23 protein-coding genes are annotated in these 26,326 nt (G+C 71.9%); 10 read left to right on the top strand and 13 right to left on the bottom strand.

Annotation, left to right across the window (positions count from 1 at the left end):
* Positions 1–75 precede the first annotated feature (75 nt).
* Entirely contained in the window at positions 76–1,953 is a 1,878-nt protein-coding gene (locus ACTHMF_RS14245; RefSeq protein ID WP_440318466.1) for a DUF2207 domain-containing protein, read from the top strand.
* On the opposite strand, the gene ACTHMF_RS14240 is transcribed toward ACTHMF_RS14245, so the two are convergent.
* The 4 genes from ACTHMF_RS14240 to ACTHMF_RS14225 all read right to left on the bottom strand — a co-directional run bounded on the left by ACTHMF_RS14240 (position 1,950) and on the right by ACTHMF_RS14225 (position 6,168).
* Complete coding sequence (locus ACTHMF_RS14240) at positions 1,950–2,858, bottom strand: alpha/beta fold hydrolase (RefSeq protein ID WP_440318464.1); 909 nt, start codon at positions 2,856–2,858, stop codon at positions 1,950–1,952. The genes ACTHMF_RS14245 and ACTHMF_RS14240 overlap by 4 nt on opposite strands.
* 91 nt (positions 2,859–2,949) lie before the next feature.
* Positions 2,950–3,687 (bottom strand): alpha/beta fold hydrolase, encoded by a 738-nt coding sequence (locus tag ACTHMF_RS14235; protein ID WP_440318463.1) that lies wholly within the window; start codon positions 3,685–3,687, stop codon positions 2,950–2,952.
* Positions 3,687–4,676, bottom strand: coding sequence for an alpha/beta hydrolase (locus tag ACTHMF_RS14230; RefSeq protein WP_440318461.1), 990 nt, complete (start codon positions 4,674–4,676; stop codon positions 3,687–3,689). Before ACTHMF_RS14230 ends, ACTHMF_RS14235 begins: the two co-directional genes overlap by 1 nt.
* Before the next feature lie 58 nt (positions 4,677–4,734).
* Positions 4,735–6,168 (bottom strand): DHA2 family efflux MFS transporter permease subunit, encoded by a 1,434-nt coding sequence (locus tag ACTHMF_RS14225; protein ID WP_440318460.1) that lies wholly within the window; start codon positions 6,166–6,168, stop codon positions 4,735–4,737.
* A gap of 256 nt (positions 6,169–6,424) precedes the next feature.
* Between ACTHMF_RS14225 and ACTHMF_RS14220 the strand changes: the two genes are divergently transcribed.
* From ACTHMF_RS14220 to ACTHMF_RS14210, 3 genes are all read left to right on the top strand, one after another.
* Positions 6,425–7,189, top strand: coding sequence for an SDR family oxidoreductase (locus tag ACTHMF_RS14220; protein WP_440318458.1), 765 nt, complete (start codon positions 6,425–6,427; stop codon positions 7,187–7,189).
* 200 nt (positions 7,190–7,389) lie between these two features.
* Positions 7,390–8,748, top strand: a complete 1,359-nt coding sequence (locus ACTHMF_RS14215; protein WP_440318456.1) for an APC family permease — start codon at positions 7,390–7,392, stop codon at positions 8,746–8,748.
* Positions 8,749–8,826: 78 nt separating this feature from the next.
* Positions 8,827–9,816, top strand: a complete 990-nt coding sequence (locus ACTHMF_RS14210) for a LacI family DNA-binding transcriptional regulator (protein ID WP_440318455.1) — start codon at positions 8,827–8,829, stop codon at positions 9,814–9,816.
* A 144-nt stretch (positions 9,817–9,960) separates the two neighbouring features.
* On the opposite strand, the gene rhaS is transcribed toward ACTHMF_RS14210, so the two are convergent.
* Genes rhaS through ACTHMF_RS14190 form a run of 4 tightly spaced genes read right to left on the bottom strand, consistent with a single transcriptional unit; the run spans position 9,961 to position 14,674 of the window.
* A complete protein-coding gene (gene rhaS, locus ACTHMF_RS14205; protein ID WP_314148695.1) occupies positions 9,961–11,007 on the bottom strand; it encodes a rhamnose ABC transporter substrate-binding protein in 1,047 nt (348 codons plus the stop codon).
* Between the two features lie 45 nt (positions 11,008–11,052).
* Positions 11,053–12,102 carry an ABC transporter permease gene (locus ACTHMF_RS14200; RefSeq protein ID WP_314148694.1) on the bottom strand — a complete coding sequence of 350 codons (1,050 nt, stop codon included), beginning with the start codon at positions 12,100–12,102 and terminating at the stop codon, positions 11,053–11,055.
* Positions 12,099–13,148 carry an ABC transporter permease gene (locus ACTHMF_RS14195; RefSeq protein WP_314148693.1) on the bottom strand — a complete coding sequence of 350 codons (1,050 nt, stop codon included), beginning with the start codon at positions 13,146–13,148 and terminating at the stop codon, positions 12,099–12,101. The genes ACTHMF_RS14200 and ACTHMF_RS14195 overlap by 4 nt, the downstream gene beginning before the upstream one ends.
* Positions 13,145–14,674: a sugar ABC transporter ATP-binding protein gene (locus ACTHMF_RS14190; RefSeq protein WP_440318453.1), complete on the bottom strand. Its 1,530-nt coding sequence runs from the start codon at positions 14,672–14,674 to the stop codon at positions 13,145–13,147. Before ACTHMF_RS14190 ends, ACTHMF_RS14195 begins: the two co-directional genes overlap by 4 nt.
* 127 nt (positions 14,675–14,801) lie before the next feature.
* Between ACTHMF_RS14190 and ACTHMF_RS14185 the strand changes: the two genes are divergently transcribed.
* Complete coding sequence (locus ACTHMF_RS14185) at positions 14,802–15,821, top strand: LacI family DNA-binding transcriptional regulator (RefSeq protein ID WP_440318451.1); 1,020 nt, start codon at positions 14,802–14,804, stop codon at positions 15,819–15,821.
* A 9-nt stretch (positions 15,822–15,830) separates the two neighbouring features.
* Here the strand turns inward: ACTHMF_RS14185 and ACTHMF_RS14180 are convergent, their stop codons facing one another.
* The 3 genes from ACTHMF_RS14180 to ACTHMF_RS14170 all read right to left on the bottom strand — a co-directional run bounded on the left by ACTHMF_RS14180 (position 15,831) and on the right by ACTHMF_RS14170 (position 19,738).
* Positions 15,831–17,822: a DUF6807 family protein gene (locus ACTHMF_RS14180; protein WP_440318449.1), complete on the bottom strand. Its 1,992-nt coding sequence runs from the start codon at positions 17,820–17,822 to the stop codon at positions 15,831–15,833.
* A gap of 40 nt (positions 17,823–17,862) precedes the next feature.
* Entirely contained in the window at positions 17,863–19,224 is a 1,362-nt protein-coding gene (locus ACTHMF_RS14175) for an MFS transporter (RefSeq protein WP_314148689.1), read from the bottom strand.
* Between the two features lie 166 nt (positions 19,225–19,390).
* Positions 19,391–19,738 (bottom strand): PASTA domain-containing protein, encoded by a 348-nt coding sequence (locus ACTHMF_RS14170; RefSeq protein WP_440318448.1) that lies wholly within the window; start codon positions 19,736–19,738, stop codon positions 19,391–19,393.
* Positions 19,739–19,815: 77 nt separating this feature from the next.
* Here ACTHMF_RS14170 and ACTHMF_RS14165 point away from each other — a divergent pair, with 77 nt between their 5' ends.
* Both ACTHMF_RS14165 and ACTHMF_RS14160 read left to right on the top strand, forming a co-directional pair.
* Positions 19,816–20,163, top strand: coding sequence for a hypothetical protein (locus ACTHMF_RS14165; RefSeq protein WP_440318446.1), 348 nt, complete (start codon positions 19,816–19,818; stop codon positions 20,161–20,163).
* 91 nt (positions 20,164–20,254) lie between these two features.
* On the top strand, positions 20,255–21,151 hold the full coding sequence (locus ACTHMF_RS14160; RefSeq protein ID WP_440318445.1) for an SDR family oxidoreductase: 897 nt from the start codon (positions 20,255–20,257) through the stop codon (positions 21,149–21,151).
* A gap of 116 nt (positions 21,152–21,267) precedes the next feature.
* Here the strand turns inward: ACTHMF_RS14160 and ACTHMF_RS14155 are convergent, their stop codons facing one another.
* Positions 21,268–22,191 (bottom strand): Ppx/GppA phosphatase family protein, encoded by a 924-nt coding sequence (locus ACTHMF_RS14155; protein WP_440318443.1) that lies wholly within the window; start codon positions 22,189–22,191, stop codon positions 21,268–21,270.
* A 2-nt stretch (positions 22,192–22,193) separates the two neighbouring features.
* Entirely contained in the window at positions 22,194–23,375 is a 1,182-nt protein-coding gene (locus ACTHMF_RS14150) for a Gfo/Idh/MocA family protein (protein ID WP_440318442.1), read from the bottom strand.
* Between the two features lie 185 nt (positions 23,376–23,560).
* On the opposite strand from ACTHMF_RS14150, the gene ACTHMF_RS14145 reads away from it, so the two are divergent.
* Genes ACTHMF_RS14145 through ACTHMF_RS14135 form a run of 3 tightly spaced genes read left to right on the top strand, consistent with a single transcriptional unit; the run spans position 23,561 to position 26,324 of the window.
* Positions 23,561–24,487 (top strand): substrate-binding domain-containing protein, encoded by a 927-nt coding sequence (locus tag ACTHMF_RS14145; RefSeq protein WP_440318529.1) that lies wholly within the window; start codon positions 23,561–23,563, stop codon positions 24,485–24,487.
* Positions 24,487–25,530, top strand: coding sequence for an ABC transporter permease (locus tag ACTHMF_RS14140; protein ID WP_314149391.1), 1,044 nt, complete (start codon positions 24,487–24,489; stop codon positions 25,528–25,530). Before ACTHMF_RS14145 ends, ACTHMF_RS14140 begins: the two co-directional genes overlap by 1 nt.
* Positions 25,527–26,324, top strand: coding sequence for an ATP-binding cassette domain-containing protein (locus tag ACTHMF_RS14135; protein ID WP_314149389.1), 798 nt, complete (start codon positions 25,527–25,529; stop codon positions 26,322–26,324). Before ACTHMF_RS14140 ends, ACTHMF_RS14135 begins: the two co-directional genes overlap by 4 nt.
* Positions 26,325–26,326 lie beyond the last annotated feature (2 nt).

Genomic DNA, 26,326 nt, shown 5'->3' with positions numbered 1-26,326 from the left:
GTGTCAGGATGGGTCCGTGCCGCCGGGAGGGCCGGCGGGCGGAGCGGACCGTCCTGCGGGGCGGAGGACAGCGGGGTGCGCGTGCGCGGTCGGGAACAGGTGCGGGACGGACGGGCCGGCCGGGCCGGACGGGCCGCGCGGCTGATCGCCGCGGTCGTCGTCGCGGCGTCCGCGCTGCTGGCGGTGGGCGCCCCCGCGCACGCCTCCGCCGTGCCGCGGCACGCCGCCCCGGCCGGCGTCGACGACTTCACGTTCGCGAGCTTCGACGGGGACTACCGGCTCGGCCGCGACGCCGACGGCCACTCCACGCTGACCACCGTGGAGACCCTGGTGGCCCGGTTCCCGCAGACCGACCAGAACCACGGCATCCGGCGGCAGCTCGTCGAGGACTACGACGGGCATCCCACCGGCCTCACGGTGGTGTCGGTCACCGACGAGAAGGGGACGCCGCGCCCCTACGAGTCCGATTCCGGCGACGGGATCCTGACGCTGACCATCGCCGCCGACGACTACGTGCACGGCGAACAGACCTACGTCATCACCTACCGGCAGACCAACGTCACCCGCTACTTCGCCGACACCGGCGACGACGAGTTCTACTGGGACGCCAACGGGACGGCGTGGGCGCAGCCCTTCGAGCGCGTCACCGCGACCGTCCACCTCGGACCCGGGCTGGCCGAGGCGCTGCAGGGCGAGGCGTCGGCGTACCGCGGGCCGCAGGGTTCCACCGAGCCGGCGACCGTGGAGCGCACCGCGGACGGCTTCCGGTTCACCGCGGACGGGCTCGGCCCGCGCGAGAACCTGACGTTCGCGATCGGGTTCGCCGCCGGCACCTTCACCGCCCGCGCCGACGGCATGTTCGACACCGGTTGGGGGTACGCGGCGGTCGCGGGCCTGCTGATCGGCGCGCTCGCGCTGATCGGCGCGATCGTCGTGCGCGTGCGCCTGCTGCGCGACGCCCCGGGACGCGGCACGATCATCCCGGAGTACGTTCCGCCGACGGAGGGACTGCTGCTCGCCGCGGACGTGACCGGCAGGACGAAGAAGGCGGTCGCCGCGCAGACGCTCGACCTCGCCGTCTCCGGGCGGGTGCGCGTGCTGCAGACCGAGGGCTTCCTGCGCCGGCCGTCCTACACGCTCGAACTGGTCTCCCCGGAGGCGACCGGGCGCCAGGCGGCGCTGCGCGACCCGCGCCCGACCACCGACGAGCTGCAGTTCCTCACTGCCCTGTTCGGCAGCGCGCTCACGCCGGGCAGCACGCTCAGGCTGGGCTCGTCCAACGCGCGCGTCGCACGCCGCATCTCGGCGCTGCTCAAGCGCGTGCACACGGACGCGACCCGGTACGGCTACCGCGGCACCGGCCCGCGCGGCCCCGTCCGCGCGCTGTTCTTCACGGCCCTGGGCGCCATGCTGCTCGGCGTCGTGGCCTCGGTGTTCTGCATCGCCGGGGTCTTCGGCGGCGGCCTCCCGTTCGGGACGCTGTTCGGCTCGGTGGTCGTCTTCGTCGTCGCGGCGGTGCTGTTGTCCCGGTCGCCGCTGACCGGCAAGGGCACCCTGCTGCGCGAATACGTGGACGGGCTGCGGATGTACGTGCACCTCGCGGAGGCCGACCGTATCCGGTATCTGCAGTCCCCGCAGGGCGCGGAGCGGGTGCCCGTCGCGGTCGACGACCCGCGCGAGATGCTGAGGCTCACCGAGCGGCTGCTGCCCTGGGCGGTGCTGTCCGGCGACGAGAAGCAGTGGCTCGCCGAGCTCGGCCGGTTCTACGAGCAGACCGGCGAGACGCCGGGCTGGTACTCCGGCCAGACCGCGTTCAACGTCGCCGTGCTCTCGCAGATGGTCAGCGGCATCTCCTCCAGCACCACGATCGCGAGCAGCTCGTCCTCCGGCGGCACCGGAGGCGGCGGGTTCTCCGGCGGAGGAGGCGGAGGAGGCGGGGGCGGGGGCGTCTAGACCGCGCCGACGTCCAGCACCGCGCGCGCGAACGCCTCCGGGCGCTCCCGGGGCAGGTTGTGTCCGGCGCCCGGGACGATCCGGTGCTCGCGGGGGCCCGTGAAGTGCGTTGCCGCCGCGGTGCCGTCCGTCGCCGGGAAGTTGCCGTCCGCTCCGCCGTCGAGCGTGATCGCGGGGACGGGGATGGCCGGCTGCCCGGCGAGCGCACGCTCCAGCTCCGCGTAGCGCGGGGCGCCCTCCGCGGCGCCGAGCCGGTGGCGGTAGGAGTGGATGACCACGTCCGCATAGTCGGGGTTGGCGAACGACCGCGCGACCAGATCCAGCTCGGCGTCGGTGAACGACCACTCCGGCGAGTTCCTGCGCCAGATCACCTCGGCGACGCCGCGGGGGTCGGCGGCGAGGCCGGCGCGACCGCGCTCGGTGAGGAAGTAGAAGAAGTACCAGAACCCGGCCTCCAGCCGGGGCGGCAGGGGGCGCATCGACGCGGCGATGTCCTGGATGAGGTAGCCGTTCACCGAGACCAGGCCGTGCACGCGCTCCGGCCACGCCGCGGCGGCGACGCACGCGGCCCGTCCGCCCCAGTCGTAGCCGGCGAGGACGGCCGCCGGCAGGCCGAGCGCGTCCATCAGCTCCACGACATCCGTCCCGAGCGCGGCCTGCTGACCGCTGCGGGCCGCGGCCGGGTCGAGGAACCGGGTCGGGCCGTGACCGCGCAGGTACGGGACGATCACCCGCATCCCCGCCGCGGCGAGCCGGCCGGCCGCCTCGACATAGCTGTGCACGTCGTACGGGTAGCCGTGCAGGAGCAGCGCGGCGGGCGCCGCGCGATCGCCGAGGTCGTGGTAGCCGACGTCGAGCGTCGCGGTGCGGACGCGGCGCACCGGGCCGAGAGCAGAGGGGTCCATCGGCATCCTTCCGTTTCGAGTTCCGTTTCGAGTTCCGTGCGAGCGGCGTCCCCGGACATTCCCGGGCCGGGGACACCGCCCGCGGTCCGCGTCACGCGCCGACCGGCGCCGCCTCCACGGCCGCGACGGCCGCCAGGATGGTCTCCGCGACGGCCTCGGGCTGCGACACGCTGAGCGCGTGCGAGCCGCCCGGCACCTCCAGGACGCCGCGCGCCTGCGCCCGCTCGGCGCCGGCACGGTGCTCGGCGACCGGGATGTTCCGGTCCTCGTCGCCGAAGACGCACCACGAGGGGATGGTCTTCCAGGCCGGCGTCGCGGTCGGCAGTGGCTCGGTCAGCGCGGCCTGCGTGACCGGGCGCTGCGTCGCCGCCATGAGCGCGGCCGTCGCCTCCGGCACGTCAGCACAGAACTGCGCGCGGAACAGCGCCGGCTGGATCACGAGCTCCACGCCGCCGTCGGCGAGCGGGTGCGGCGCGAGCGCGTCGCCGAGCGTGCTGCCGGGGAACTCCGTGGACAGGTCGAACGCGGTCTGGCCGTGCTCGGGAACGAACGCGTTGACGTAGACCAGCGCGCTCACCGCGTCGACGCCGGCGGCCGCCTCGGAGATCACGAGGCCGCCGTAGGAGTGTCCGACGAGCACGACCGGGCGGCCGACGCCCGCGATGACGTCGCGCACGTACGCGGCGTCGCCGGCGAGGCTGCGCAGCGGGTTCGCGGCGGCGACGCACTCCACGCCGTTCCGCTGCAGGTGCTCGATGACGCCGTTCCAGCTGGCGGACTCGGCGAACGCGCCGTGCACCAGCACGACGACGGGCTTCTGATCGGTCATTACTTCGTCTCCTCGGTGTTCTCGGTGCTCGCGGTGTTCTCGTCGGTGCCCAGCGCCTTGCGCAGGACATGGACCGCCTGCTCCACGGCGGCGGTGACCGCGGCGGACGGCCGCAGCGGGTTCAGCATCATGAAGTCGTGGATCGTGCCGTTGTAGCGGACGGAGGTGGTCCGCACCCCGGCCTCGGTGAGCTTGCGGGCGTAGGCCTCGCCCTCGTCGCGCAGCACGTCGTTCTCGTCGACGATCACGAACGCCTCCGGCAGCCCGGCGAGCTGGTCGAGCGTCGCGCGCAGCGGGGACGCCGTGATCTCGGAGCGCTTCGCGGTGTCGGGGAGGTAGGCGTCCCAGAACCACGCCATCGCCTTCGCCGTCAGGTACGCGCCCTCCGCGAACTCGCGGTAGGAGTCGGTGTCCTGCGCGGCGTCGGTGACCGGGTAGTAGAGCGACTGGTGGACGAAGCGCACGTCGCCGCGCTGCTGCGCGAGGATCGCGACGGCGGCGGTCATGTTGCCGCCGACCGAGTCGCCGGCGATGGCCATGCGGGCCGCGTCGACGCCGAGCTCGGAGCCGTGCGCGGTGATCCACTGCGCGGCGGCGTACGCCTGCTCGATGGCGACGGGGTAGCGCGCCTCCGGCGACCGGTCGTACTCGACGAAGGCGAGCGCGGCGCGGGCACCGACCGCCAGCTCGCGCACCAGGCGGTCGTGCGTGCCCGCGTCGCCGATGACCCAGCCGCCGCCGTGGATGTAGAGGACGACCGGGAGGCCGTCCGCGGCGCCACGGGGCTTCACGATCCGCACGCGGACGTCGCCGACCGCCGCCGGGACGGTGATCCAGGTCTCGTCGACGGGCGGCTTCTCGATGGGGGCGGCCTGCAGGTCGTCGAGGACCTTCCGCGCGCCCTCCGGGCCGAGTTCGTAGAGGAACGGCGGGGCGGACGTCGCGTCGACGATGCCCTGCGCCTCCTTCTCCAGGATGGGCCTGCTCATGTTCTGGTGTCCCTTCTCGATGGTGTCGGGAGGCCGCGGTCGCGACCCTCCTGCCCAGCTACGACCGGCCCTGGTCGGCGGTTGTGACAGCGAGGGGGGCGTGGCCCGACCCGGCGCCGGCGGGGGCGACGCGGACCGGCCGCGGGTCGCGGATGCCGGCGCCGGAGACGGCCGCACCCGCGAACAGGGCGATCGCGGCGGCGAGGACCAGGCCGTGGAACCCCTCCAGCTGGATGGTCGCGCCGCCCATGGTTCCGGCGAGCGCCACGGCGATCAGGCCCGCGACGCGCGACACGGCGTTGTTCACCGCGGACGCGATCCCGGCGCGCCCCGCCGCCACCGCCCCGAGCACGGTGGCCGTCAGCGGGGCGACGGTGATCGCCATCCCGAGCCCGAACGCGCACACCGCGGGCAGCACCTCGGTGAGGTAGTCGGCGTGCGCGCCGATCCTCAGCATGAGCAGAAAGCCGACGCCGGTGACGGCCGGGCCGACGGTCATCAGCAGCCGCGGTCCGACCTTCCCGCTCAGCCGGCCGAACACCGCGGCGAGCGCGATCAGCAGGACGCTGGAGGGGACCATCGCGAAGCCGGCGGCCGTCGCGCTGTAGCCGGCGCCCTGCTGCAGGAACAGCGCGAGCGCGAAGGTGCCGACGGAGACGCCCCCGTAGATGAACGCCGTCGCGACGTTGCCCACCGTGAAGTCGCGCGCGCGGAAGATCGCGAGCGGCAGCATCGGCGCCGCCGCCCTCCGCTCCCAGAGAACGAACGCGACGAAGCCGACCACGCCGAGCCCGAGCGCGGTCAGGATGACGGGCGAGCCCCAGCCGAACCGGCCGCTCTCGATGAGCGCGAAGACCGGGAGCCCGAGTCCGGCGATGCCGAGCAGCGCGCCGACCCAGTCGACGCGGGTGCCCGACTGCCGCTGCGCGTCGGCCGGGAGCGCGCGCACGAGCACCAGCGCGACCGCGATCGGCAGCAGGTTGATAGCGAAGACCCATCGCCAGGACAGCGTGTCCACCAGCACGCCGCCGACGATCGGGCCCGCGATGCTGGCGAGGCTGGTGATCGCCGTCCAGACGCCGATCGCGCGCGCCTGGGCCGGACCCTGGAACGCGCTCAGGATGAGCGCGAGCGAGCTCGGGACGAGCAGCGCCCCGGCAACGCCCTGCAGGCCGCGGGCGAGGATGAGGACCTCCGCGGTCGGCGCGACGGCGCACGCGACGGAGGCGATCCCGAAGCCGAGCAGCCCCCAGAACAGGACCCGCCTGCGGCCGAACAGGTCGGACAGCGACCCGGCGAGCAGGATGACCGAGCCGAGCGTCAGCAGGTAGGCGTCGACGATCCACTGCTGCGCGGCCAGGCCGCCGCCGAGCTCACGGCCGATGGCGGGCAGCGCGACGGCTACGACGCTGCCGTCCAGGAACGCGATGAAGGTCGCCAGTACGGCGACGGCGAGAACGGTGCGCTGCAGCGCAGTGCTCCAGGTGGTCATGATTCCTCCGATCGGTGCCGGGCGGTCCCCCGGACGCCTGCTCTGACCGGTCACCCCGCGCGCCTGTGACCGGTCGTCACAAACCGGCGGCGTCGGCGGTCTGAGCTTCCGACGCGTCCGGCCGAGCCGCGAGGTAAGAGCGGGAGCACCGGGTTTCAGGCGGCCCTCCCCCGGGGCAGCGCCAAGCAGACCGCGGCTGGTCCCACCCGCCGCCGCACGCGCACCGAGAAGAACGCCAACAGGAAGAGAGGACAGCATGTCCAGAATCGTCGTCATCGGAGGAACGGGCCTGATCGGCTCGAAGGTCGTGCAGAAGCTGATCGCACACGGCCACGACGCCGTCGCCGCCTCCCCGAACTCGGGAGTCGACACCATCACGGGCGAGGGGCTGGATGCGGCGCTCGCCGGCGCGTCGACGGTGCTCGACGTCTCCAACTCGCCGTCGTTCGCCGACGACGACGTGATGCGCTTCTTCACCACCGCGACCGGCAACATCATCGCCGCCGCGAAGAAGGCGGGCGTCGGCCACTACGTCGCGCTGTCGGTCGTCGGCTCCGACCGGATGACCGACAGCGGCTACATGCGCGCGAAGGTCGCGCAGGAGAAGCTGATCGCCGAGAGCGGCATCCCGTTCTCGCTCGTCCACGCCACCCAGTTCTTCGAGTTCGTGACCAGCATCGCGGCCTCGGCGACGGTGGGCGACGAGGTGCACCTCTCGCACGCGCAGATCCGGCCGATGGCGGCGGAGGACGTGGCCACCCAGGTCGCGCGGGTCACCGCGCACGAGCCGCTGAACCGGACGGTGGAGGTCGCCGGCCCCGAGCAGTTCGGCCTCGACGACCTGATCCGCACCGGCCTGGCCTTCCGCGGCGACCCGCGCAGGGTCGTCGCCGACCCGGAAGCGCTCTACTTCGGGCAGCGCCTCACCGACGACATGCTGCTCCCCGGCCCGGACGCGACGATCGTCGAGACCCGGTTCGCGGACTGGCTGCCGGACAACCCGCCGCCCGCCGTGCGCTGAGGAGCGGTCCTGGTCATCGAGGGGACGCGGCGCGCCGCTCAGCTCTCGGGCGTTCGGCGAGGCCCGTCCCCTCGGTCGCGAGCGGGATGGGGCCCGCGGTTGCGGCCGATCCTGAGGAGGCCTATCCTGGACGGGCGTGTGCGGGATCGATTCCGCATTTCGTGCGCGCACTCGCCGATGACGCCGAGAGGAACCCCCCAATGAACACCCCATCCACGTCCACCGCACCCCCGACCGACGCGATCAGCCTGCGCCGAGCACTCGGCACGCCGTCGCTCGTGCTGCTCGGGCTCGTCTACATGGTGCCGCTCACCATCTTCACGACCTACGGCATCGTCACGGAGATCACGGGAGGCCGCCTCCCCGTCGCCTACGCCGTCACCCTGGCGGCGATGCTGTCCACGGCACGCTCGTACGGCAGGATGGCGCGCGCGTTCCCCGTTGCGGGCTCGGCGTACGCCTACAGCAGGCAGGCATTCGGGGGACCGGTCGGGTTCCTCACCGGATGGACGCTGATGCTCGACTACCTGTTGCTCCCGATGATCAACTACCTGGTGATCGGCATCTACCTCAACGCGGCCTTCCCCGCGGTGCCGGGATGGGTGTTCGCCCTTGCCAGCATCGCGCTCGTCACCGCGCTCAATCTGTTCGGCATCGTCACCGTCGCCCGCACGAATTACCTGATCATCGGCGTGCAAGCCCTCTTCATCGTGGTCTTCGTGGTCATTGCCTGCATCGCCCTCGGCTCGCCGGGAGCCGCGGACCCGCTCGACCCGATCGTCGGAGACGGCAGCGCGCCGGGGCTCTTCCCCGTACTGTCCGGCGCGGCCATCCTCTGTCTGTCGTTCCTCGGCTTCGACGCCGTCAGCACCTTCTCCGAGGAGGCCAAGGACTCCCGCCGAGTGGTGCCGCGCGCGATCATGCAGACCACGATCATCGCCGGCGTGCTCTTCATCGGGCTCGCCTACCTCTCGTACCTCGTGTACCCGCACTCCACGTTCAGCGACGTGGACTCGGCATCGGTCGAGGTCATGCAGCACGCGGGCGGCGCATTCCTGACGGCCTTCTTCACCGCCGCCTACGTCGCCGGAGCGCTCGGCTCTGCACTGACCTCGCAGGCGGCCGTTTCCCGGATCATCTACGCGATGGGCCGCGACGGGGTGCTCCCGCGCCGAATCTTCGGCTGGCTGAGCCCGCGCTGGAAGAGCCCCGTCGCCGGCATCGTCGTCACTTCGGTCGTCGCGCTGCTCGCTCTCGTGCTGGACCTGACGACGGTGTCCTCGCTGATCAGCTTCGGTGCGCTCGCGGCGTTCTCGCTGGTCAACCTGTCGGTCATCAAGCACTACTTCATCGACCAGCGCGAGCGCAGCGGCAGCGAGGTGTTCGGCAACCTGCTCGTCCCGGGCGCCGGCTTCCTGATCACGGTGTGGCTCTGGACCAGCCTCTCGCCGCTCGCTCTCGTCGTCGGCATCGGCTGCTGCGTGCTCGGGGTGATCTGGCTCGCCTTCGTCACGCGCGGCTTCCGGGCGCCGACCCCGCAGTTCGAAGGCCTGCACTAGGACCGGAGCGCTACCGGGGGCGATGCCCGGCCCCCGGTAGTCTCTGACCATGCCCGCCCTGGCCCTACCCGGTACCCGATGACCCGACAGCCCGTCACGCTCCTCGACGTCGCACTGGAAGCCGGCGTCTCGCGCACGACCGCGTCCGCCGCGCTCGGCGGCTCCGGGCGGATCTCCGAGACGACGCGCGCGCACATCCGGTCCGTGGCGACACAGCTGGGTTACCGCGGCAACACCGCCGCTCGCCACCTGCGCCGCGGCCGCACCGGCATCGTCGGAGTGCACCTCCCGCGGGACATCGGGCTGCTCGAGTACTACATGGCATTCGTATTCGGGGCGGCGGAGGGCGCGCGGGACGCGGGCTATGCGCTCAGCATCCTGCCCCCGGGCGAAGCACCGAGCCCCGACGACGTGGACGGCCTGCTGATCGTCGACGCGCTCGCCGACGACCCCACCGTCGCGCAACTCGTGGCGAGCGGTACGCGCATCGTCGCGAGCGAGCGGATGCTCGGCCTGCCGGACGACGCCGCCGTCGTCGTCGAACCCGACCACCGGTCGGCGGTGGATCTGCTGTTCGACCATCTGCTCGCGCGCGGCGCGAAAGCTCCCGCCATGATCAGCGGCGGATCCGACTCCGCGTGGGGGCTCGGCGTCGAGAGAGCCTACCTCGCCTGGTGCGCCGACCACCGCGTCCAGCCGCGCCTGCGCGGGTCGACGTTCACGGCGTCCGCCGAGACGGTCGGCGCGATCGCCGGCGACCTGCTGGACTCGGCCGACCCACCGGACGCGATCGTCGGCGTTCCGGACGGCGCCGCCCTCGGCGTCGTGGATGCGGCGCGCTCCCGCGACCTGCGCATCGGGCGCGACCTCCTGGTCGCCGCGGCGGTCGACAGCACCCCGTTCCGGTACGTGAGCCCGGGCATCACCGCGCTCGACCATCACCCGAGCGCCGTCGGCCGCCGCTGCGCCGAGCTGCTCCTCGGCTGGATCGCCGACGGCGAGCCGCCGCGCTGGACGGAACGCGTCGGCCTCGACCTCGTCGTCCGCGCGTCCACCGCCCCCTCCTGACCGGCGGTCAGTCGCGTCGAACGGTCGCGACGCGCCGTTCAGTCCCCGGTCGGGCGGCGTGTCGCGTCCTCTCGCGGCGGGCCGGGGCGCCGGACGCGACAGGGGCCGGGCGCACTGCGCGCCCGGCCCCCTTCGCGTCGACGGCTAGAAGTTGAACTTGTCGATGTTGTCCTTGTTGAAGACGAACGGGTCGCCGAGCAGCACCGTCGCGTTGTCGCCCACGGTGAACTTCCCGAGCTTGCCCGCCTCGAACGAGTCGCCCTTCTTGCCGGTGATCTTCCCGTCGATCAGGGCCTTCGCGGTGAACGCGGCGAGGTAGCCGAGGTCCTCCGGATTCCACAGCGCGAACTCGTCGACCGTGCCGTCCTTCACGTACTCGCGCATCTGGTTGGGCGTGCCGAGGCCGGTCAGCTTCACCTTGCCCTTCGCGTCCGACGTGGACAGGTAGCGCGCGGCGGCCGCGACGCCGACCGTGGTCGGCGAGATGATGCCCTTCAGGTTCGGGTGCGTCTGCAGCAGCGCTGCGGTCTTGTCGAACGAGGTCTGGTCGTCGTCGTTGCCGTACACCGTGTCCACCAGCTTCACGTTCGGGTGGTCGGCCGCCAGGTCCTTCTTCATCAGCTCGATCCACGCGTTCTGGTTCGTCGCGTTCGCGGAGGCGGAGAGGATGGCGACCTCGCCGCTGTCGCCGATCTCCTTGGTGATGATGTCGACCTGCACCTTGGCGATGCCCTCGGTGGTCGCCTGGTTGACGAACACGTCCCGGTACTTCGCGTCGGTGTCGGAGTCGAAGGTCACGATCTTCACGCCGGACTGCTTCGCCTGGGTGAGCGCGGAGCCAAGCGCGGTCGGGTCGTTCGCCGAGAGGACGATCGCGCCGACCTGCTGCTGGGTGAGCGTGTTGATGTAGCTGACCTGCGCGTCCGCGGTCGCTGTCGACGGGCCGACCTGGTTGTAGGTGCCGCCGAACGACTTCACGGCCGTCTCGCCGCCCTTGTCGGAGGTGTCGAAGTACGGGTTGCCGAGGTTCTTGGGCAGGAAGGTGATCTTGTAGTTCTTGTCACCGCCGCCGGAGGCCGAGCCTCCGCCGGAGCCGCTCGAGCAGGCGGTGAGGGCGAGCGCGACGGCGACGACGCCGGCGCCCAGGGTGAGCAGCCGCGTGCTGGTGCGGCGTGTGGTGGAGGGCAACATCCTTGTTCCTTTCGATGGTGATTGCAGTGCGGTGCGCCGGGACGCCTACGGGGTGAGATTCCGTCGGCGGGTGGCACGGGTGGCCCGGATCCAGGCCAGGACACGGGGAGAGAGCACGGAGACGATCAGCAGCACACCGGTGATGATGTTGATCGCGTCCGAGCTGACGTTGGCGAGGCGCAGCGCGCTCTGCAGCACGCCGATCAGCAGCACGCCGGCGATGACGCCGTGCATCGCGCCCTTGCCCCCGAAGATCGAGACGCCGCCGAGCAGCACGGCCGCGATGACCGACAGCTCCAGGCCCACCGCGTTGTCGCCACGCGCGCTGCCGTAGCGCAGCGTCCAGTAGATCCCGGCGAGCGCGGCGACGAGGCCGGTGAGCATGAACGCGACGAACTTCGTCCGCGCCACGTGCACGCCGGAGAACTGCGCGGTCTCGGAGCTGAGCCCGAGCGCGAACAGGCCGCGGCCGTACGGCGTCGCGTGCAACAGAAGCGCGAACACGACGATGAGCACGACGACCAGGACCATGACGACCGGGATGCCGGAGGTGCCGAAGCGCTGCTGCGCCAGGTTCTGCCAGAAGAACGGGAACTCGGTGATGGCCGTCGTCCCGAGCAGGCCGACCGCGATCCCGCGGAACAGCGCGAGCGTGCCGATCGTCACCGCGAGGGACGGCAGGCCGACCACGGTCACGAGGAAGCCGTTGACCGCTCCCGCGACGATCCCGACCACCAGGCAGACGACCATCGCCGCTTCGATCGGCCAGCCCGCCTTGGTCAGGACGCCGAGCAGGACGCTGCTGAGGCCGAGCGTGCTCGCGACGGAGAGGTCGATCTCGCCGGAGACGATCACCAGGGTCATCGGCAGGGCGATCAGCAGGATGGGGGTCACGTCCAGCAGCAGGAAGCCGAGCGTGATCGGCGTCCCGAAGTTGGGGACGACGGCCGCGGCGACGACCGCCACGACCACCAGGGCGGCGATCACGGCGCTCTCCCGCGTGAGCAGCCAGCGCTGCCAGAGCGGCCGTCCGTAGTCCGGGTAGGTGCGCGCCGCCGCGGTCGCGCTCGTGGTGGGGGCGTCGGTGCCGGTCATGCGCTGACCTCCCTTTCGGCGACGAGACGGCGCGAGAGCCGCAGGGCGAGGATGCGGTCGAGGACGATGGCGCCGATGATGAGGACGCCGACCACCGCCTGCTGCCAGAAGTCCTGGATGCCGAGGATCGGCAGCGCGCGGTTGATGGTGAGCAGCAGCATCGCGCCGAGGGCGGCGCCGTACACGGAGCCGCTGCCGCCGAAGATCGCGACACCGCCGATGACGGCGGCGCCGACCGCCTGCAGCTCCAGGCCGGTCCCGGTCTGCGAGCTGACCGTCCCGTAGCGGGAGACGAACAGGACTCCCGCGAGACCCGCGAGCGCACCGGAGAGCACGAACGCGATCAGGATGCGCCTGGTCACCTTGAGGCCGTACAGCTCGGCGGCGGCCGGGTCGGAGCCGATCGCGTACAGCTCGCGCCCGCCGCGGCGGTTCCGCAGGTACCAGCCGGCGACCAGCAGCACCACGATGGCGAGGATGGTCAGGAACGGGATGGTCAGGAACGACCCTGTCCCGAGGTCCAGGAAACCGGATGGCAGGTCGCTCGCGTTGATCCGGTTGCTGCCCGTCCAGAGCACGTTGATGCCACGGTAGGCGTAGAGCGTGCCGAGGGTGATCACGAGCGCGGGCACCTTGCCGAACGCGACGAGGGCGCCGTTGACCAGGCCGAGCACCGCTCCCGCCGCCGCGCCGATCACGAAGACGAGGATGATCGGGATGCCGGGGATGTCGATGAACAGCCGGCCGGTCAGGTAGGCGGTGAGGCCGACGACCGAGCCGACCGACAGGTCGACGTTGCGGGTGATGATGACGATGGCCTGGCCGATCGCCACCAGGGCGAGGATGGCCGGGGTGAGCAGCAGGTCGCGCCAGCCGTCCTGGCTGAACAGGAAGGCCGGGTTGATCGCGGTGGTCACCGCGATCACCACGATCAGGGCGACCAGGATGCCGGTCTCCCTCGCGCGGGTGAAGCTGCGGAACAGGCGGGTCGCCCTGCTCGGCGCGGCCGGGGCCGGCGCCGGTGGCGTCGTGGTCGGGGTGGTCATCGTGCGGCCTCCTCGGCGGCGTGCGTTGCGGCGAACATCACGTTCTCGGCGTCGGCGTGCTCGCGGTCGAGCTCGGCGGTGATCCTGCCCTCGCGGACGACGAGGACGCGGTCGGCCATCCCGAGCACCTCCGGCAACTCGGACGAGATCATCAGGATGCCCATCCCCCGGCCGGCGAGCTCGGAGAGCAGCCGGTGCACCTCCGCCTTGGTGCCGACGTCGATGCCGCGGGTCGGCTCGTCGATGATGAGCACGCGCGGCTCGGTGGCCAGCCACTTGCCGAGGACGACCTTCTGCTGGTTGCCGCCGGAGAGCGTCCCGGCCAGGGTGTCGAGCGCGCTGGTCTTCAGCTGGAGGCGGCTCGCCCACACGCGCGCCGCCTCGTTCTCGGCGGCGTTCCGGATGAAGCCGAGCTTCGAGAGCCGGCCGCGGATGGCGAGCGTCGCGTTGCGGGACACCGACTCGTCGAGCACGAGGCCCTGCTTGCGCCGGTCCTCCGGCACGAGCGCGAGGCCCGCGGCCATCGCGGCGGTCGGGCGGCGCCTGGGGACGACGCGGCCGGCGACGCGGACCGTTCCGCCGTCGTAGCCGTCGACGCCGAATACCGCGCGGGCGATCTCGCTGCGGCCGGCGCCGACGAGGCCGGCGAGGGCGACGATCTCGCCGGAGCGGACCGTGAAGCTCACGTCGCTGAAGACACCGGCGGAGGACAGGTTCTCGACCACGAGCAGGGGCTCGCCGACCACGGTCTCCTGCTTCGGGAACAGTTCGGTGACGTCCCTGCCGACCATGCGCCGCACGATCTCGTCCTCCGTCACCTCGTCGGCGGGGTCGGAGGAGACGAACGAGCCGTCGCGCATCACGGTGATGGTGTCGCACAGCGAGAACACCTCGTCGAAGCGGTGCGAGATGAAGACGATGCCGCGGCCCTCGTCGCGCAGGCTCCTGGCCACGGCGAACAGCCGCTCCACCTCGACGCCGGAAAGGGCGGCGGTGGGCTCGTCCATGATCAGCACGCGCGCATCCAGCGCGACGGCCTTGGCGATCTCGATGATCTGCTGGTCGGCGATCGAGAGGCCCTCGGCGAGCCGGTCCGGGTCGATCTGCACGCCCAGCCGGCGGAACAGGTCGAGCACCTCCGTGCGCATCCGCCTGCGGTCGATCCGGCCGAGACGGTCGGTGGGCTGGCGGCCCATGAACACGTTCTCGGTGACCGAGAGGTCGGGGAACAGCGTCGGCTCCTGGTAGATCACCGCGACGCCCGCCGCCTTGGCCTGTGCCGTCGAGCCGAAGTCGACCTCCTCGCCGCGCAGCCGGATGTCGCCGGCGTCGCGCCGGTACAGCCCGGCGACGATCTTGACGAGGGTGGACTTGCCCGCACCGTTCTCGCCGACGAGCGCGTGGATGGATCCCTGCTCGAGCCGGAGGCTGCCGGAGCGGAGCGCGATCACCGCCCCGAACGACTTGACGACCTTCGACAGTTCGAGCACCGGCGGCGCCGCTGTCGGCCGGTCCGTGAGTGTCACGCTTTCCTCCTCGTCGAGGTGAACATCAAATGAATCGATTCATGTACGATTCAGGCACACTATATTGAGGTCGAGCGCCTCGGTCAAGCGAGGCTCATGAACACGGACAGCGGTCGAGGGAGCAACGATGCAACCGGTCAGCATTCGGGACGTCGCGCAAGCCGCCGGCGTCTCCGTCGGCACCGTGTCGAACGTGCTGAACCGGCCGGACGAGGTCTCCGCCGAGCTCGTGGTGCGCGTCAGCCGGGCCGTCGACCAGCTCGGCTACGTGCGCAACGACGCCGCCAGGCGGCTGCGCAAAGGGGTCAGCTCCGCGGTCGGGTTCGTGGTGCTGAACGGCCAGAACCCGTTCTTCAACGACGTCGTGCGCGGCGCCGAGGACGAGGCGTCCAAGCACAACATCGCGATCCTCTACGGCAACACCGACGAGGACGACGCCAGGGAGAAGCTGTACCTCGACCTGTTCGAGGAGCAGCAGGTGCGGGGCGTGCTGATCGCGCCGTTCGGCGACATCCAGCCGCGGCTGGAGCGGCTGCGCCGTCGGGGCATCCGCGCGGTGCTCGTCGACCGGTTCGGCGGCAGCAGCCGGTACAGCTCGGTGTCGGTGGACAGCGTCGCCGGCGGCAGGATGGCGGTCGAGCACCTGATCGGGACGGGCAGGCGGCGCATCGCGTTCGTGGGCGGCCCGTTCGGGATCCGGCAGGTGAACGACCGGCTCGCCGGCGCCAGGGTGGCCGCGGAGAACTCCGGACCGGACTGCGAGCTGGAGGTGGTCGCGACGACCGCGATGACGGTCGCCGAGGGCGTCACCGCGGGGGCGCGCATCCTGTCCCGGCCGCGGAACGAGTGGCCGGACGCGCTGTTCGCCGCGAACGACCTGATCGCGCTGGGCCTGCTGCAATCGCTCATCCAGGAGGGCCGCGTGCGGGTGCCGGAGGAGATCGCGATCATCGGCTTCGACGACATCTCGTTCGCGGGCGCCGCCGCCGTCCCGCTCTCCTCGATCCGGCAGCCGAGCACCATGATCGGGCGAACGGCCCTGCGCATCCTGCTCGAGGAGACGGCGGACGAGGAGCTGATCCCGCGCCAGACCGTGTTCCAGCCCGAGCTCGTCGTGCGCCGGTCCACGGACCCGGCGCCCCGGTAGCGGCGGAGTTCAGGGCCGGCCGGCGGCCAGGCGGTGCGCGTCGGCGGCGCTGAGGGCGCGGTCGCTCACGACCGCGGCGAGCGTGCGGACGACGGGCTCGCCTGGCTCGAGCAGCAGCGGGGCGTCCCAGGCCAGCGCGGAGCCGACGCCGGGGTACTCGGCGGTGCGGACGAACCAGGGATCGTCGGCCTCGGGAGGGGCGCAGAACAGCACGCTGCGGCGGGCCCCGTCGAAGGCGGCCGTCCACAGCAGCCACGGCGCGCGGGCGCCGTTCGTCGCGGCCTCGCCCTCGGCCTCCGGCGTCCGCACCTCGATGCCGGTGCACGGCGCGAACCGCCAGAAGAAGCCACCGTAGCCCGCTCCCGGCCTGCCCAGCGATCCCGGGCTGTCGAGCCGGACCGGACCGGCCGCGGCGCTCAGCTCGATGCGCAGCCGGAGGCGCCAGGTCTGCTCGTCCACCGTCCGCCACGACCACGTGCGGTTTTCGTGGAGGACGATGTCGCCGCGCGCATCCCGCCAGGCAAGCCGCGTGCGCTCGGCGTCCGGCCGCCGCGAGCGCTCGGAGACGATCGCGCTTCCGTGCGTCCGCCCCCATCGATAGCCCGCGTCCGGGACGTAGTCCGGGCCGCCCCACAGGTTGGACCGGCCGCCCGGCCCGGTCACGGCGGGCAGCGCCACCCCGACGCCGAGGTGCCACGGGTGGTCGAGCGGCGAGCGATCGGTCAGCACCGCCCCGGAGCGGGTGCGCACGGGGTGCAGGTACGGCCGCGGTGCGAGGGCGGCGGCCAGCTCCTCACCGTCGTGCGGCACCGCCGGCGCCGGGCCGCCGTCGAGCGCGAAGGCCGCGGCATCCTCGTCACGCCCGGCGACCGCCCACGGCAGGCCGAGCTCGGTGAACGACGACTCCGCGGCGCACGCACGCCGGATGGCGTCCGCGATGCCGGGGAGGACGACCCGCTCGTCCGCGCCCGTGCCGTGCCGCTCCCAGAACCGGGGCGGGATGGGATGCGGGTCGGGGCTGGTCCGCACGGCCTCCAGCACCCGCATGTACGGGGCGGTGTCCTCGAGCGCGCAGAGCAGCTCCGCCCTCCCCGCCCGCGCCTTCAGCAGGTTCTCGAGCAGGTCGGTGCGGCCGAACCGCTCGATGCTCACGCCCTCCGGCCCCGCCACGTGCACCTCGTCGATGACGTAGTAGAAGGTCGCCGTCGCCTCCGAGCCGTGCACCGTGACGAACGGCTCCGCGGCGTTGTCGGGACCGCACAGCGTGAGCGCGCAGGTGACGTCCGGGTCCGCGTCCGCGCGGCGCAGCCGCACCACGGTGGTGTCGTCGCTCTCCACCGGATTGGCGCGGTGCAGGTCCACCTCCACGCGCCGCGGGTCGTCACCGCCGCGCACGCCCGCCACCGTCATCGCCGTGATCACCGCGTGCGCGAACGCGTTGGTGGCGACGCCGTCCACCACATCCACCCCGTCCAGCGTGCGCCGGCCGGCCCAGCGGGACCGCGTGAAGTAGCCGTGCGTGCGCGACCACACGCCGGACGCGGTCACGGCGCGGACGTCGCCGACGTCCCCCGCGGCGAGCGCAGAGCGCAGCCACGGGATGGCGTGCGAACCGAGACTCTGGAAGCCGACCTGCACGAGCCGCCCGGCGTCCACTGCTGCCGACCGCAGCCGCTCGAACTGGGCGAGCGAGGTGACAGGGGGCTTCTCCAGGTACAGGTCGGCGCCGGAGGCGAGCACCCGCTCGGCGAGCTCCAGGTGGGTGTGCAGCGGGGTGGAGACGATCACGACGTCGAGGTCGCGCTCGGCAGCGAGCAGCGCCTCCAGGTCGGGATGGACAGCGACGGAGCCGGGGAGCTCGCCGGGCGCGAACGGGACGGGGTCTGCCACCGCGACGAACTCGGCCCGGCCGAGACCGGCGAGGCGGGCGAGGTTGCGGCGGTGGATCTCGCCGAAACCGTGCGCTCCCACCAGCGCCACCCGTGCCGCCCCGCCGCTCACCCGCCGCCTCCTCCGCCGTCGCCCGTTCTCCGCCGCCGGCTCAGGCGTGCGTCGTGCGCGCTGCGCCGCGCTCGGTGCGCTGCGGCTTCGCCGGCGTCTGCTCCAGCTCGTCGAGTCCCAGCTTGGCCGTCTCGCGCGAGCGCCAGGCGGCGAACGCCGAGATCAGCGAGAAGACGAGCGTGAGCGCGCCGATCACGAGCGGCACCGACGCGCTCCCGGGAGGGGCGATGGCGGTGAAGATGCTGGGCAGGAAGCCGGTGAGGAAGAGCGCGATGTTCTGCGAGACCGCGAAGCCGGTGACCCTGGTCCTGGTGGGGAACAGCTCCTGGAAGTAGCTCGCGAAGGTCGCATTCCACATCTGGTAGAGGATGCCGAAGATCAGCACCGCCAGCAGGATCGTCAGCGGCACGTTGCCGGAGCTGACGACGAACAGGTAGGCGAAGGAGAGGATCCCCGCGCTGAGCGGCCCGAAGATCATCAGCGGACGGCGGCCGATCCGGTCGGAGAGCCGGCCGAAGAACGGGATGAGGATGATCGCGACGATGTTCGCGATCACCGGGATCCACAGGTAGACCGACGGGCTCATCTTCACGCCGTACGCCGGCTGCGTGGCGTACGCGGTGCCGAAGACCACGACGGTCACGCCGATCACGTTGGCGAGGCCCATGCACACCGCGCGGAAGACGGTGCCGCCGTTCTCGCGGAACAGCTGGGCGACCGGCACCCGCGGCACCCGGTCCTGCTTCGCCTCGCGCTGGAACGCGGGGGTCTCCTCCACCCGGCTGCGGATGATCAGGCCGGCGACGATCACGACGACGCTCAGCAGGAACGGGATGCGCCATCCCCACGCCTGGAAGGCTTCGGGCGAGAGGAACGTCGAGAGCGGGATGAAGCTCGCCGAGGCGAGGATGCTGCCGGCCTGCGTGCCCTGCAGGCTGAAGCTGGTGAGGAAGCCGCGCCTGCCCTCCGGCGCGTGCTCGACGATCATCGCGCTCGCCCCGCCGAGCTCCCCGGCGACCGCGAAGCCCTGGATGAGCCGCAGCACCACGAGCAGGATCGGCGCGAGCACGCCGACCTGCGCGTACGTCGGCAGCAGACCGACGAGCAGCGTCGAGATGCCCATCACCATCATCGCGAGCACGAGGATGCGCTTGCGGCCGTACTTGTCGCCGAAGTTGCCGAGCACGAACGCGCCGAGCGGCCGGGCGACGTAGCCGACGCCGTAGGTGGCGAGCGAGGCGATCAGCGCCACCGCCGGACTCTCGCTGGGGAAGAACACCTGGGGGAAGACCAGGGCGGCCGCCGAGGCGTAGATGGAGAAGTCGTAGTACTCGAGCGCGCTGCCGACCCATCCGCTCATGGCGGCCCGCCGCGGCATCCGCCTGGCCTCCGCTGTGCTCACGTCTTCGGACATCATCGTCTCCTGTCGTCATCGACTGTATGGCTGGTAAGCGCTTTCCGGAACGCTTGCGGTCGATGCTAGTCGTGAATCGATTCAACGTCAACAGGGGCGCTTCCCTCACCCGGATTCGCCACGGCTGTCGTGCGCCACGATCCGCCGCGCCGGCTCAGCCCGCCGCGCCGAGGCCGAGCGTGACGAGGCGGCCGCGCCCAAGCCCGGTGCCGCCCGCCGGATCCTGGCGGACGACCAGGCGCGCCGGGGACGCGCTCACCGGGTCCCCGTGTTCGCCGACGAACGCGACGCGATAGCCGGCGGCGCGCAGGATGCGGCCGGCCTGGTCGGCGGGCTTGCCGACCACGTCCAGCAGCGCCGGCGCCGGTTCGGCCGCGCCCTGGGCGACGGCCGCGCAGCCGCTGAGCGCGCCGAGCGTGCCGGCGCCGGCGGCCGGGAGCGCGACGGCCATCGCCGCGGCCGCCGCCGCGCGCAGCAACCGCGCCCGCACACGTCCATCCATGCCGTGCATCCAGCGTCCCCGTCCGCGCGCGGCTCAACCCCTTGCACATGTGCGAAGACGGGGATTGCATCCAGGGCATGACCGTGAAGCTGAACCGAAAGGCCCTGGCGCACGCCCGCTCGCTCGTCGAGAGCAGCCGGTTCGTGCGCGACGAACGCGACGACTGGAGCGAGCACGCTCCGAGCGCGGCGGACGAGAACGACTTCATCGAGAAGCACGGCTGGGACGAGTACGCGCTCTGGCACCTCGGCGAGGACCCGGACGCGAGCGAGGAGACGAAGGGACGCTACAGCTTCCCGTACGGCGATTTCCGGCGCGTGCACCGCTGTGCCGTGATCTCACTGGAGAGCCGCGCCGCCCAGAACGACCACGACGACATCGCGCGCGAGACGAAGAAGCTGCTCGAGACGATCGACGGCGACTGACCGCCTCCCGCCCAGCGCACGGACGGTACCCCCGCACCGCGCGATCCGCAGCCCCTTGGCGCCTCGCCTTCCGCGGGCTACGGATGGAGGCATGCCAGAGAACCAGTACACCTTCGACAACCCCGTCGACCGCTACCCGCACATCCACCCGCCGGAGGAGCAGGTGCCGGAGCCCGGCCGCGACAGCGAGCTGGACCCGCCGGCCGACCACGGTGAGGACAGCTACCTCGGCCACGGCAGGCTCGCCGGCCGCAGGGCGCTGGTCACCGGCGGCGACTCCGGGATCGGCGCCGCGGTCGCGATCGCGTACGCGCGGGAGGGCGCGGACGTCGCCATCGTCTACCGCCCGGAGGAGGAGGTGGATGCGCAGGCGATCGCCGAGCAGATCCGCGCCGCCGGCCGCACGGCGCTCACCCTGCCCGGCGACCTGACCGAGCGCGCGTTCTGCGACGAGGTCGTGCGGCGCACGGTCGACGAGCTCGGCGGCATCGACATCCTCGTCAACAACGCGGGCAAGCAGATCTTCTGCACCGACCTCGCCGAGCTGCCGGACGACCAGTTCGACCAGACGATGAAGACCAACGTCTACGCCATGTTCTGGCTGACCAAGGCGGCGCTTCCGCACCTGCCGGCGGGCGCGACGATCATCAACACCACCTCCGTGCAGGCCTACCTGCCCGGCGAGCAGCTGGTGGACTACGCGACGACGAAGGCGGCGATCAACGCGTTCTCGAAGGCCCTCGCGCAGCAGCTCGCGCCCCGGGGCGTCCGGGTGAACGCCGTCGCCCCCGGCCCGATCTGGACGCCGCTGCAGCCGAGCGCCGGGCAGCCGCCGGAGAAGCTGCCCGACTTCGGCTCGCAGACGCCGCTCGGTCGGCCCGGGCAGCCCGCCGAGCTCGCGCCGGCGTACGTCTTCCTGGCGTCCCCCGAGTCCAGCTACGTCGTCGGCGAGACGCTCGCCGTCACGGGCGGGATGCCGACGCCCTGACCGCACGCGCGGGGAGCCGATGCGGATCCTCCCTCGGGTCGCATTAGGCGCAAATGTGGCCCCGTTCGCGCACGAAGTCGAGGGCGCGGGCACGACTCCCAGGGACGGGACGCGGCTCAGTCCAGGTGGTCGAGGTAACGCAGAATGACGCCCTCGCGGAGGGCCCACGGGCAGACCTCCAGCTCGTCGACGCCGAACGCGCGCATCGTCTCGCGCAGCACGACACCGCCCGCGACGATCTGGAAGGTGCGGTCGGCCGTGATCCCCGGCAGAGCCGTCCTCGCGTCCGCCGGCATGCGGCCGAGCCGCGGCACCCAGTCCGCGAGACCGGAGCGCGTGAGCGTCGCGCGCTCGGCTCCGCCCGGCCGGGTGGACGTCGACCCGGCGAGCCGGGCGAGCGAGCGGATCGTCTTGGAGGTGCCGATCACGTGCTCGTCGCCGCTGCGCTCGAAACCGGCGACGGCGCCCTGCAGCACCGACCTGGCGTGCTCGCGGAGCGCGTCCACCTGGTCGTCGCGCGGCGGGTCGTCGTGCAGGAAGCCGATGGTGCTGCGGCCGGCGCCGAGCGGAACGGAGACCGCGGTGTCCGGGTACTCGTCGACGCCCGCCGCGATCTCCAGCGAGCCGCCACCGATGTCGAACAGCAGCACTCGCCCGGAGGACCAGCCCAGCCAGCGACGCACCGCGAGGAACGTGAGCCTGGCCTCGTCGGCGCCGGAGAGCACCTGCAGCTCGACGCCCGTGACGCGGCGGATCCGCTCCAGGAGCGCGGGACCGTTCGACGCCTCCCGGATGGCGGAGGTCGCGAACGGGAGCAGCTCCTCGATCCCCTCGGCCTCGGCGACCGCCATCGCGGCGGTGATGGCGTCGAGGATGGCGGTGCAGCCCTCGTCGCTGATCGCCCCGTCCGGGGTGATGTAGCGCATCAACCGCAGAACCGACTTGTGCGTCGCGGCCGGAATCGGCCTGGCCCCGGGATGCGCGTCGACCACCAGCAGGTGGATCGTGTTGGATCCGACGTCCAGAACTCCAAGCCGCACGCTCAGAGACTAATGGGTCGGAGACCCTCCCCCACACCGGCCGCAGGGACGGGCAGCCACGCGCCCGCGGCATCCGACCGCTGGATCGCCTCGACCACTTCGGCAGCCGACCACGCATCGGCCACGGAAGGCGCGAGCTGGCGTCCCTCGGCGACGGAGCGCAGGAAGAGCGCGGCCTCGATGGTCTTCAGGTCGTCGAACCCCATGCCGGTTCCCGCGCCGGGCTGGAAGGCCGAGAAGTCCGGAAAGCCCGGTCCGGCGAGGATCGTCCGGTAACCGTCCCGCGAGTCGGCGTACTGCAACTCGTTCAACCGCTCGAAGTTCCAGCGCAGAGACCCGGTCGTTCCGTACACCTCGAGCACGTACTCGGCACGAGGGCCCACCGCGATGCGACTGGCCTCGACCGTCCCTCGCGCGCCGGAGTCGAACCGGACGACGGCGGCGGCGTAGTCCTCGTTCTCCACGCTCCCGAGCACCGCGGCCTGTTCCGTCCCTCCGGCGGACGCGCTCGCCGGGAGGGGCCGCTGCGGGATGTACGCCGCGGTGGTCCCCGCGACATCCGAGACACGACCGGCGATCCACTGGGCCAGGTCGATGCCATGGCAGAGCAGGTCCCCCAGAACCCCGGAGCCCGCGCCTGCGCGGGTGAACCGCCACGTGAGCGCCGCGTCCGGGTCGGCCGCGTAGTCCGCGAGCAAGGAGACGCGGACGTTGGTGATCGTCCCGAGCGCACCGCTGCGGACGAGCTCCCGCGCGCGACCGACCGCAGGCGCGTGCCGGTAGTTGAACCCGACAGCGGTGACCAGACCGGCCTCGGCCGCCGCGACCGCGATCGCGCGGGTCTCGAGCACGGACCTGCCGGCGGGTTTCTCGATCCAGAACGGCTTCCCCGCCGCCACCGCGCCCATCGCCATCTCGTGGTGCAGCGCGTTCGGAGCGCAGATCGACACGACGTCGACGCCCGGGTGACTGAGCACCCGCCGGTAGTCGGAGACGGCCTCGCGGAAGCCGAGCACGTCGACCGCGTGGGCCCGGCCGCCCTCCTCGACGTCGGCCGCCGCGACCAGCTCGGCCTGCTTCGGAAGGTCGGGGAAGTGCTGGGCGGCGGCTCGGTAGGCGCGCGCGTGCAGCCTTCCCATCCACCCCACCGAGACCAGCCCGACCCCGATGCGCTCCGCTTCCATGTCACCCCTCTCCCTCCGGGCAGGCACCCGATCTCCGTCACCATTCCATATGTTGGTATGTGTTGACAAGATATTTTTCACTCAGCACAATGGAATGCAGTGTGACGGCTTGCACGAGGCGGGCCGCTGACGAAGGGACAGGTCCATGAAGAAGCGACTCCTCGCGGCGGGCGGCACTCTCGCCGCTGCGATCGCTGGTCGGCTGCAGCAACGACGCCGAGCCCGGCAGCGCGAACGATGGGGCGGACGGCGGACGGTACACGTACGCGGTCATCACCCACGCCGCCCCCGGCGACGCCTTCTGGGATCGGGTCAAGTCCGGGGCGGAGAGGGCCGGTGACGATTACGGGTCGACCATCGTGTACAACGGCGACCCGGACCCCGCGAAGCAGTCCCAGCTGATCGACAACGCGATCGCTCAGGACGTCGACGGCATCGTCGTCTCGATGGCCAACCCCGACGGGCTCAAGAGCAGCATCGAGCGGGCGGTCGCGGAAGGCATCCCCGTGGTGACCATCAACTCCGGCATGGAGCGCTCCAAGGAGTTCGGCGCCATCACCCACATCGGCCAGAGCGAGGCGGTGGCCGGAGCCGCCGTCGGCGACAGGCGCGCCGACGAGGGCAAGAAGCGGGTCATCTGCGTCGTGCATGAGGCAGGCAATGTGGGGCTGGAGGAACGCTGCTCCTCCGCGAAGGCCGCGTTCGGGGGCGCGCTGGAGAACGTGCAGGTGGACGGCACCAACGACGCCGAGGTCAAGAACACGCTGCGCGCCAAGCTCCAGTCGGACTCCGGGATCGACGGCGTCCTGACCCTCGGCGGCCAGTACGCCATCGACGCCGTCGGCGCTGTGGAGGAGTCCGGGAGCAGCGCCGACGTGGTGACCTTCGACCTGTCGAGCGACGTCATCGCGCAGATCAAGAAGGGCGCTGTCGGCTTCGCGGTCGACCAGCAGCCATACGTCCAGGGCTTCCTCGGCGTGAGCGCGCTCTACCTCGACTCGGTGAACGGCAACCAGATCGGCGGCGGGGAGCCCATCTACTCCGGGCCGGCCTTCGTGACGAAGGAGAACGCGGAGGCCGTGGAGAAGTTCGCCGAGAACGGCACGCGCTGATGACCGCCCCCAGCCTCGCGCCGTCCCCGGGCCGGGCGCGGACGCGGCGCAGCTCCGCCCGCGCCCTGCTCGGCCGACCCGAGGTGGGCGCGCTCGTCGCGGCGCTGGCGGTGATGCTGTTCTTCAGCGTCGCGACCTCCGATTTCCTGAGCCTGCCGGGCGCCGGCGTCTGGACCGAGTCCGCGTCGACATTCGGGATCATGGCCGTCGCCGTCGCCCTGCTGATGATCGGCGGCGAGTTCGACCTGTCCGCGGGCGTGATGACCGGGTTCACCGCGCTGGTGGTCGGCATCTGCACCACCCGGTGGGGCATCGACATCTGGATCGCCGCCCTGTTGGCGCTCGGCCTCGCACTGGCCGTCGGCGCGGCGAACGGGCTCGTGGTCATGAAGACCGGCCTGCCGAGCTTCATCATCACGCTCGGCACGTTCTTCATCCTCGCGGGCCTCGACCTGGCCGTCACGAAGCTCATCACCGGCCAGGTCGCCATCCAGGGAATGACCGCCGTGCCCGGTTACGACAGCATCCGCGCGGTGTTCGGCTCGTCCGCGCGCATCGGCGGCGGCACGTTCTACGTGTCTGTGCTGTGGTGGCTCGCCGTGACGGCCGCCGCCACCTGGGTGCTGCTGCGCACCCGGATGGGGAACCGGATCTTCGCGGTCGGCGGTCAGGCGGCGTCGGCACGACAGGTCGGCGTCCCCGTCGTGCGCACCAAGGTCGCGCTGTTCATGACCACCTCCGCTGCCGCGTGGCTCGTGGGGATGATCTCGCTGTTCCGGACCTCGACCGTGCAGGCGAACACCGGCGTCGGTCAGGAGTTCATCTACATCATCTGCGCGGTGGTCGGCGGCTGCCTGATGACCGGGGGCTACGGATCCGCGATCGGGGCCGCCCTCGGTGCGCTCATCTACGGGATGGTGTTCCAGGGCATCACCTTCGCGCAGTGGGACACCAACTGGCTGCGCGCCGTGCTCGGCGCGATGCTGCTGTTCGCCGTCGTGCTCAATCACTATGTCCGCAGGACGGCAGGTGACCAGTCGTGACCGTGCCACTCATCGAGATCAGACGTGTCGGCAAGAGCTACGGGTCCGTCGCGGTCCTCAGGGACGTGTCGACGCAGATCGCCGCCGGATCGGTGACCTGCGTGCTCGGCGACAACGGTGCGGGCAAGTCGACGCTCATCAAGATGCTCGCCGGCGTGCACGCGCCGACCGCCGGCCGGTTCTACGTGGAGGGGAGGCAGACCGTCTTCGACTCGCCGCGTGCGGCCCTCGATGCGGGAATCGCGACGGTCTACCAGGATCTCGCCGTCGTGCCTCTGATGTCGGTGTGGCGGAACTTCTTCCTCGGCAGCGAGCTGACCCGCGGCCGCGGTCCCTTCCGCCGGCTGGATGTCGCGCGGATGCGGCGCACAGCGCGCGACGAGCTCTTCCGAATGGGCATCGATCTGCGCGATGTCGACCAACCCATCGGCACCCTCTCCGGCGGCGAGCGCCAGTGCGTCGCCATCGCCCGGGCCGTCTACTTCGGCGCGAAGGTCCTCGTCCTCGACGAGCCGACCGCTGCCCTCGGGGTGAAGCAGTCCGCGATCGTGCTGCGCTACATCGCCCGTGCCCGCGACCGCGGGCTCGGCGTGGTCTTCATCACCCACAACCCGCACCATGCGTATCCCGTCGGAGATCGGTTCCTGCTCCTGAACCGCGGACGAAGCCTGGGCGATTTCCCGAAAGCGGAGGTCACATTGGCCGAACTCACCGCCATGATGGCGGGCGGTTCCGAACTCGAGTCCCTGGCCGGGGAGCTGGAGCGCCGGCCGGCTCTGCACCCGGAGGAATGAGC

It is taken from the genome of Leifsonia sp. (assembly GCF_051955155.1).
Classification (GTDB): Bacteria; Actinomycetota; Actinomycetes; order Actinomycetales; family Microbacteriaceae; genus Leifsonia.
This window is presented reverse-complemented; position numbering and strand designations above follow the sequence as displayed.

What these genes read in the sequence shown, in the direction of transcription:
- ACTHMF_RS14240 (WP_440318464.1), bottom strand. Translation starts at nt 2,858, where the DNA reads ATGGACCCCTCTGCTCTCGGCCCGGTGCGCCGCGTCCGCACCGCGACG.
- ACTHMF_RS14235 (WP_440318463.1), bottom strand. Translation starts at nt 3,687, where the DNA reads ATGACCGATCAGAAGCCCGTCGTCGTGCTGGTGCACGGCGCGTTCGCC.
- ACTHMF_RS14230 (WP_440318461.1), bottom strand. Translation starts at nt 4,676, where the DNA reads ATGAGCAGGCCCATCCTGGAGAAGGAGGCGCAGGGCATCGTCGACGCG.
- ACTHMF_RS14225 (WP_440318460.1), bottom strand. Translation starts at nt 6,168, where the DNA reads ATGACCACCTGGAGCACTGCGCTGCAGCGCACCGTTCTCGCCGTCGCC.
- ACTHMF_RS14220 (WP_440318458.1), top strand. Translation starts at nt 6,425, where the DNA reads ATGTCCAGAATCGTCGTCATCGGAGGAACGGGCCTGATCGGCTCGAAG.
- ACTHMF_RS14215 (WP_440318456.1), top strand. Translation starts at nt 7,390, where the DNA reads ATGAACACCCCATCCACGTCCACCGCACCCCCGACCGACGCGATCAGC.
- ACTHMF_RS14210 (WP_440318455.1), top strand. Translation starts at nt 8,827, where the DNA reads ATGACCCGACAGCCCGTCACGCTCCTCGACGTCGCACTGGAAGCCGGC.
- rhaS (WP_314148695.1), bottom strand. Translation starts at nt 11,007, where the DNA reads ATGTTGCCCTCCACCACACGCCGCACCAGCACGCGGCTGCTCACCCTG.
- ACTHMF_RS14200 (WP_314148694.1), bottom strand. Translation starts at nt 12,102, where the DNA reads ATGACCGGCACCGACGCCCCCACCACGAGCGCGACCGCGGCGGCGCGC.
- ACTHMF_RS14195 (WP_314148693.1), bottom strand. Translation starts at nt 13,148, where the DNA reads ATGACCACCCCGACCACGACGCCACCGGCGCCGGCCCCGGCCGCGCCG.
- ACTHMF_RS14185 (WP_440318451.1), top strand. Translation starts at nt 14,802, where the DNA reads ATGCAACCGGTCAGCATTCGGGACGTCGCGCAAGCCGCCGGCGTCTCC.
- ACTHMF_RS14170 (WP_440318448.1), bottom strand. Translation starts at nt 19,738, where the DNA reads ATGGATGGACGTGTGCGGGCGCGGTTGCTGCGCGCGGCGGCGGCCGCG.
- ACTHMF_RS14165 (WP_440318446.1), top strand. Translation starts at nt 19,816, where the DNA reads ATGACCGTGAAGCTGAACCGAAAGGCCCTGGCGCACGCCCGCTCGCTC.
- ACTHMF_RS14160 (WP_440318445.1), top strand. Translation starts at nt 20,255, where the DNA reads ATGCCAGAGAACCAGTACACCTTCGACAACCCCGTCGACCGCTACCCG.
- ACTHMF_RS14150 (WP_440318442.1), bottom strand. Translation starts at nt 23,375, where the DNA reads ATGGAAGCGGAGCGCATCGGGGTCGGGCTGGTCTCGGTGGGGTGGATG.
- ACTHMF_RS14140 (WP_314149391.1), top strand. Translation starts at nt 24,487, where the DNA reads ATGACCGCCCCCAGCCTCGCGCCGTCCCCGGGCCGGGCGCGGACGCGG.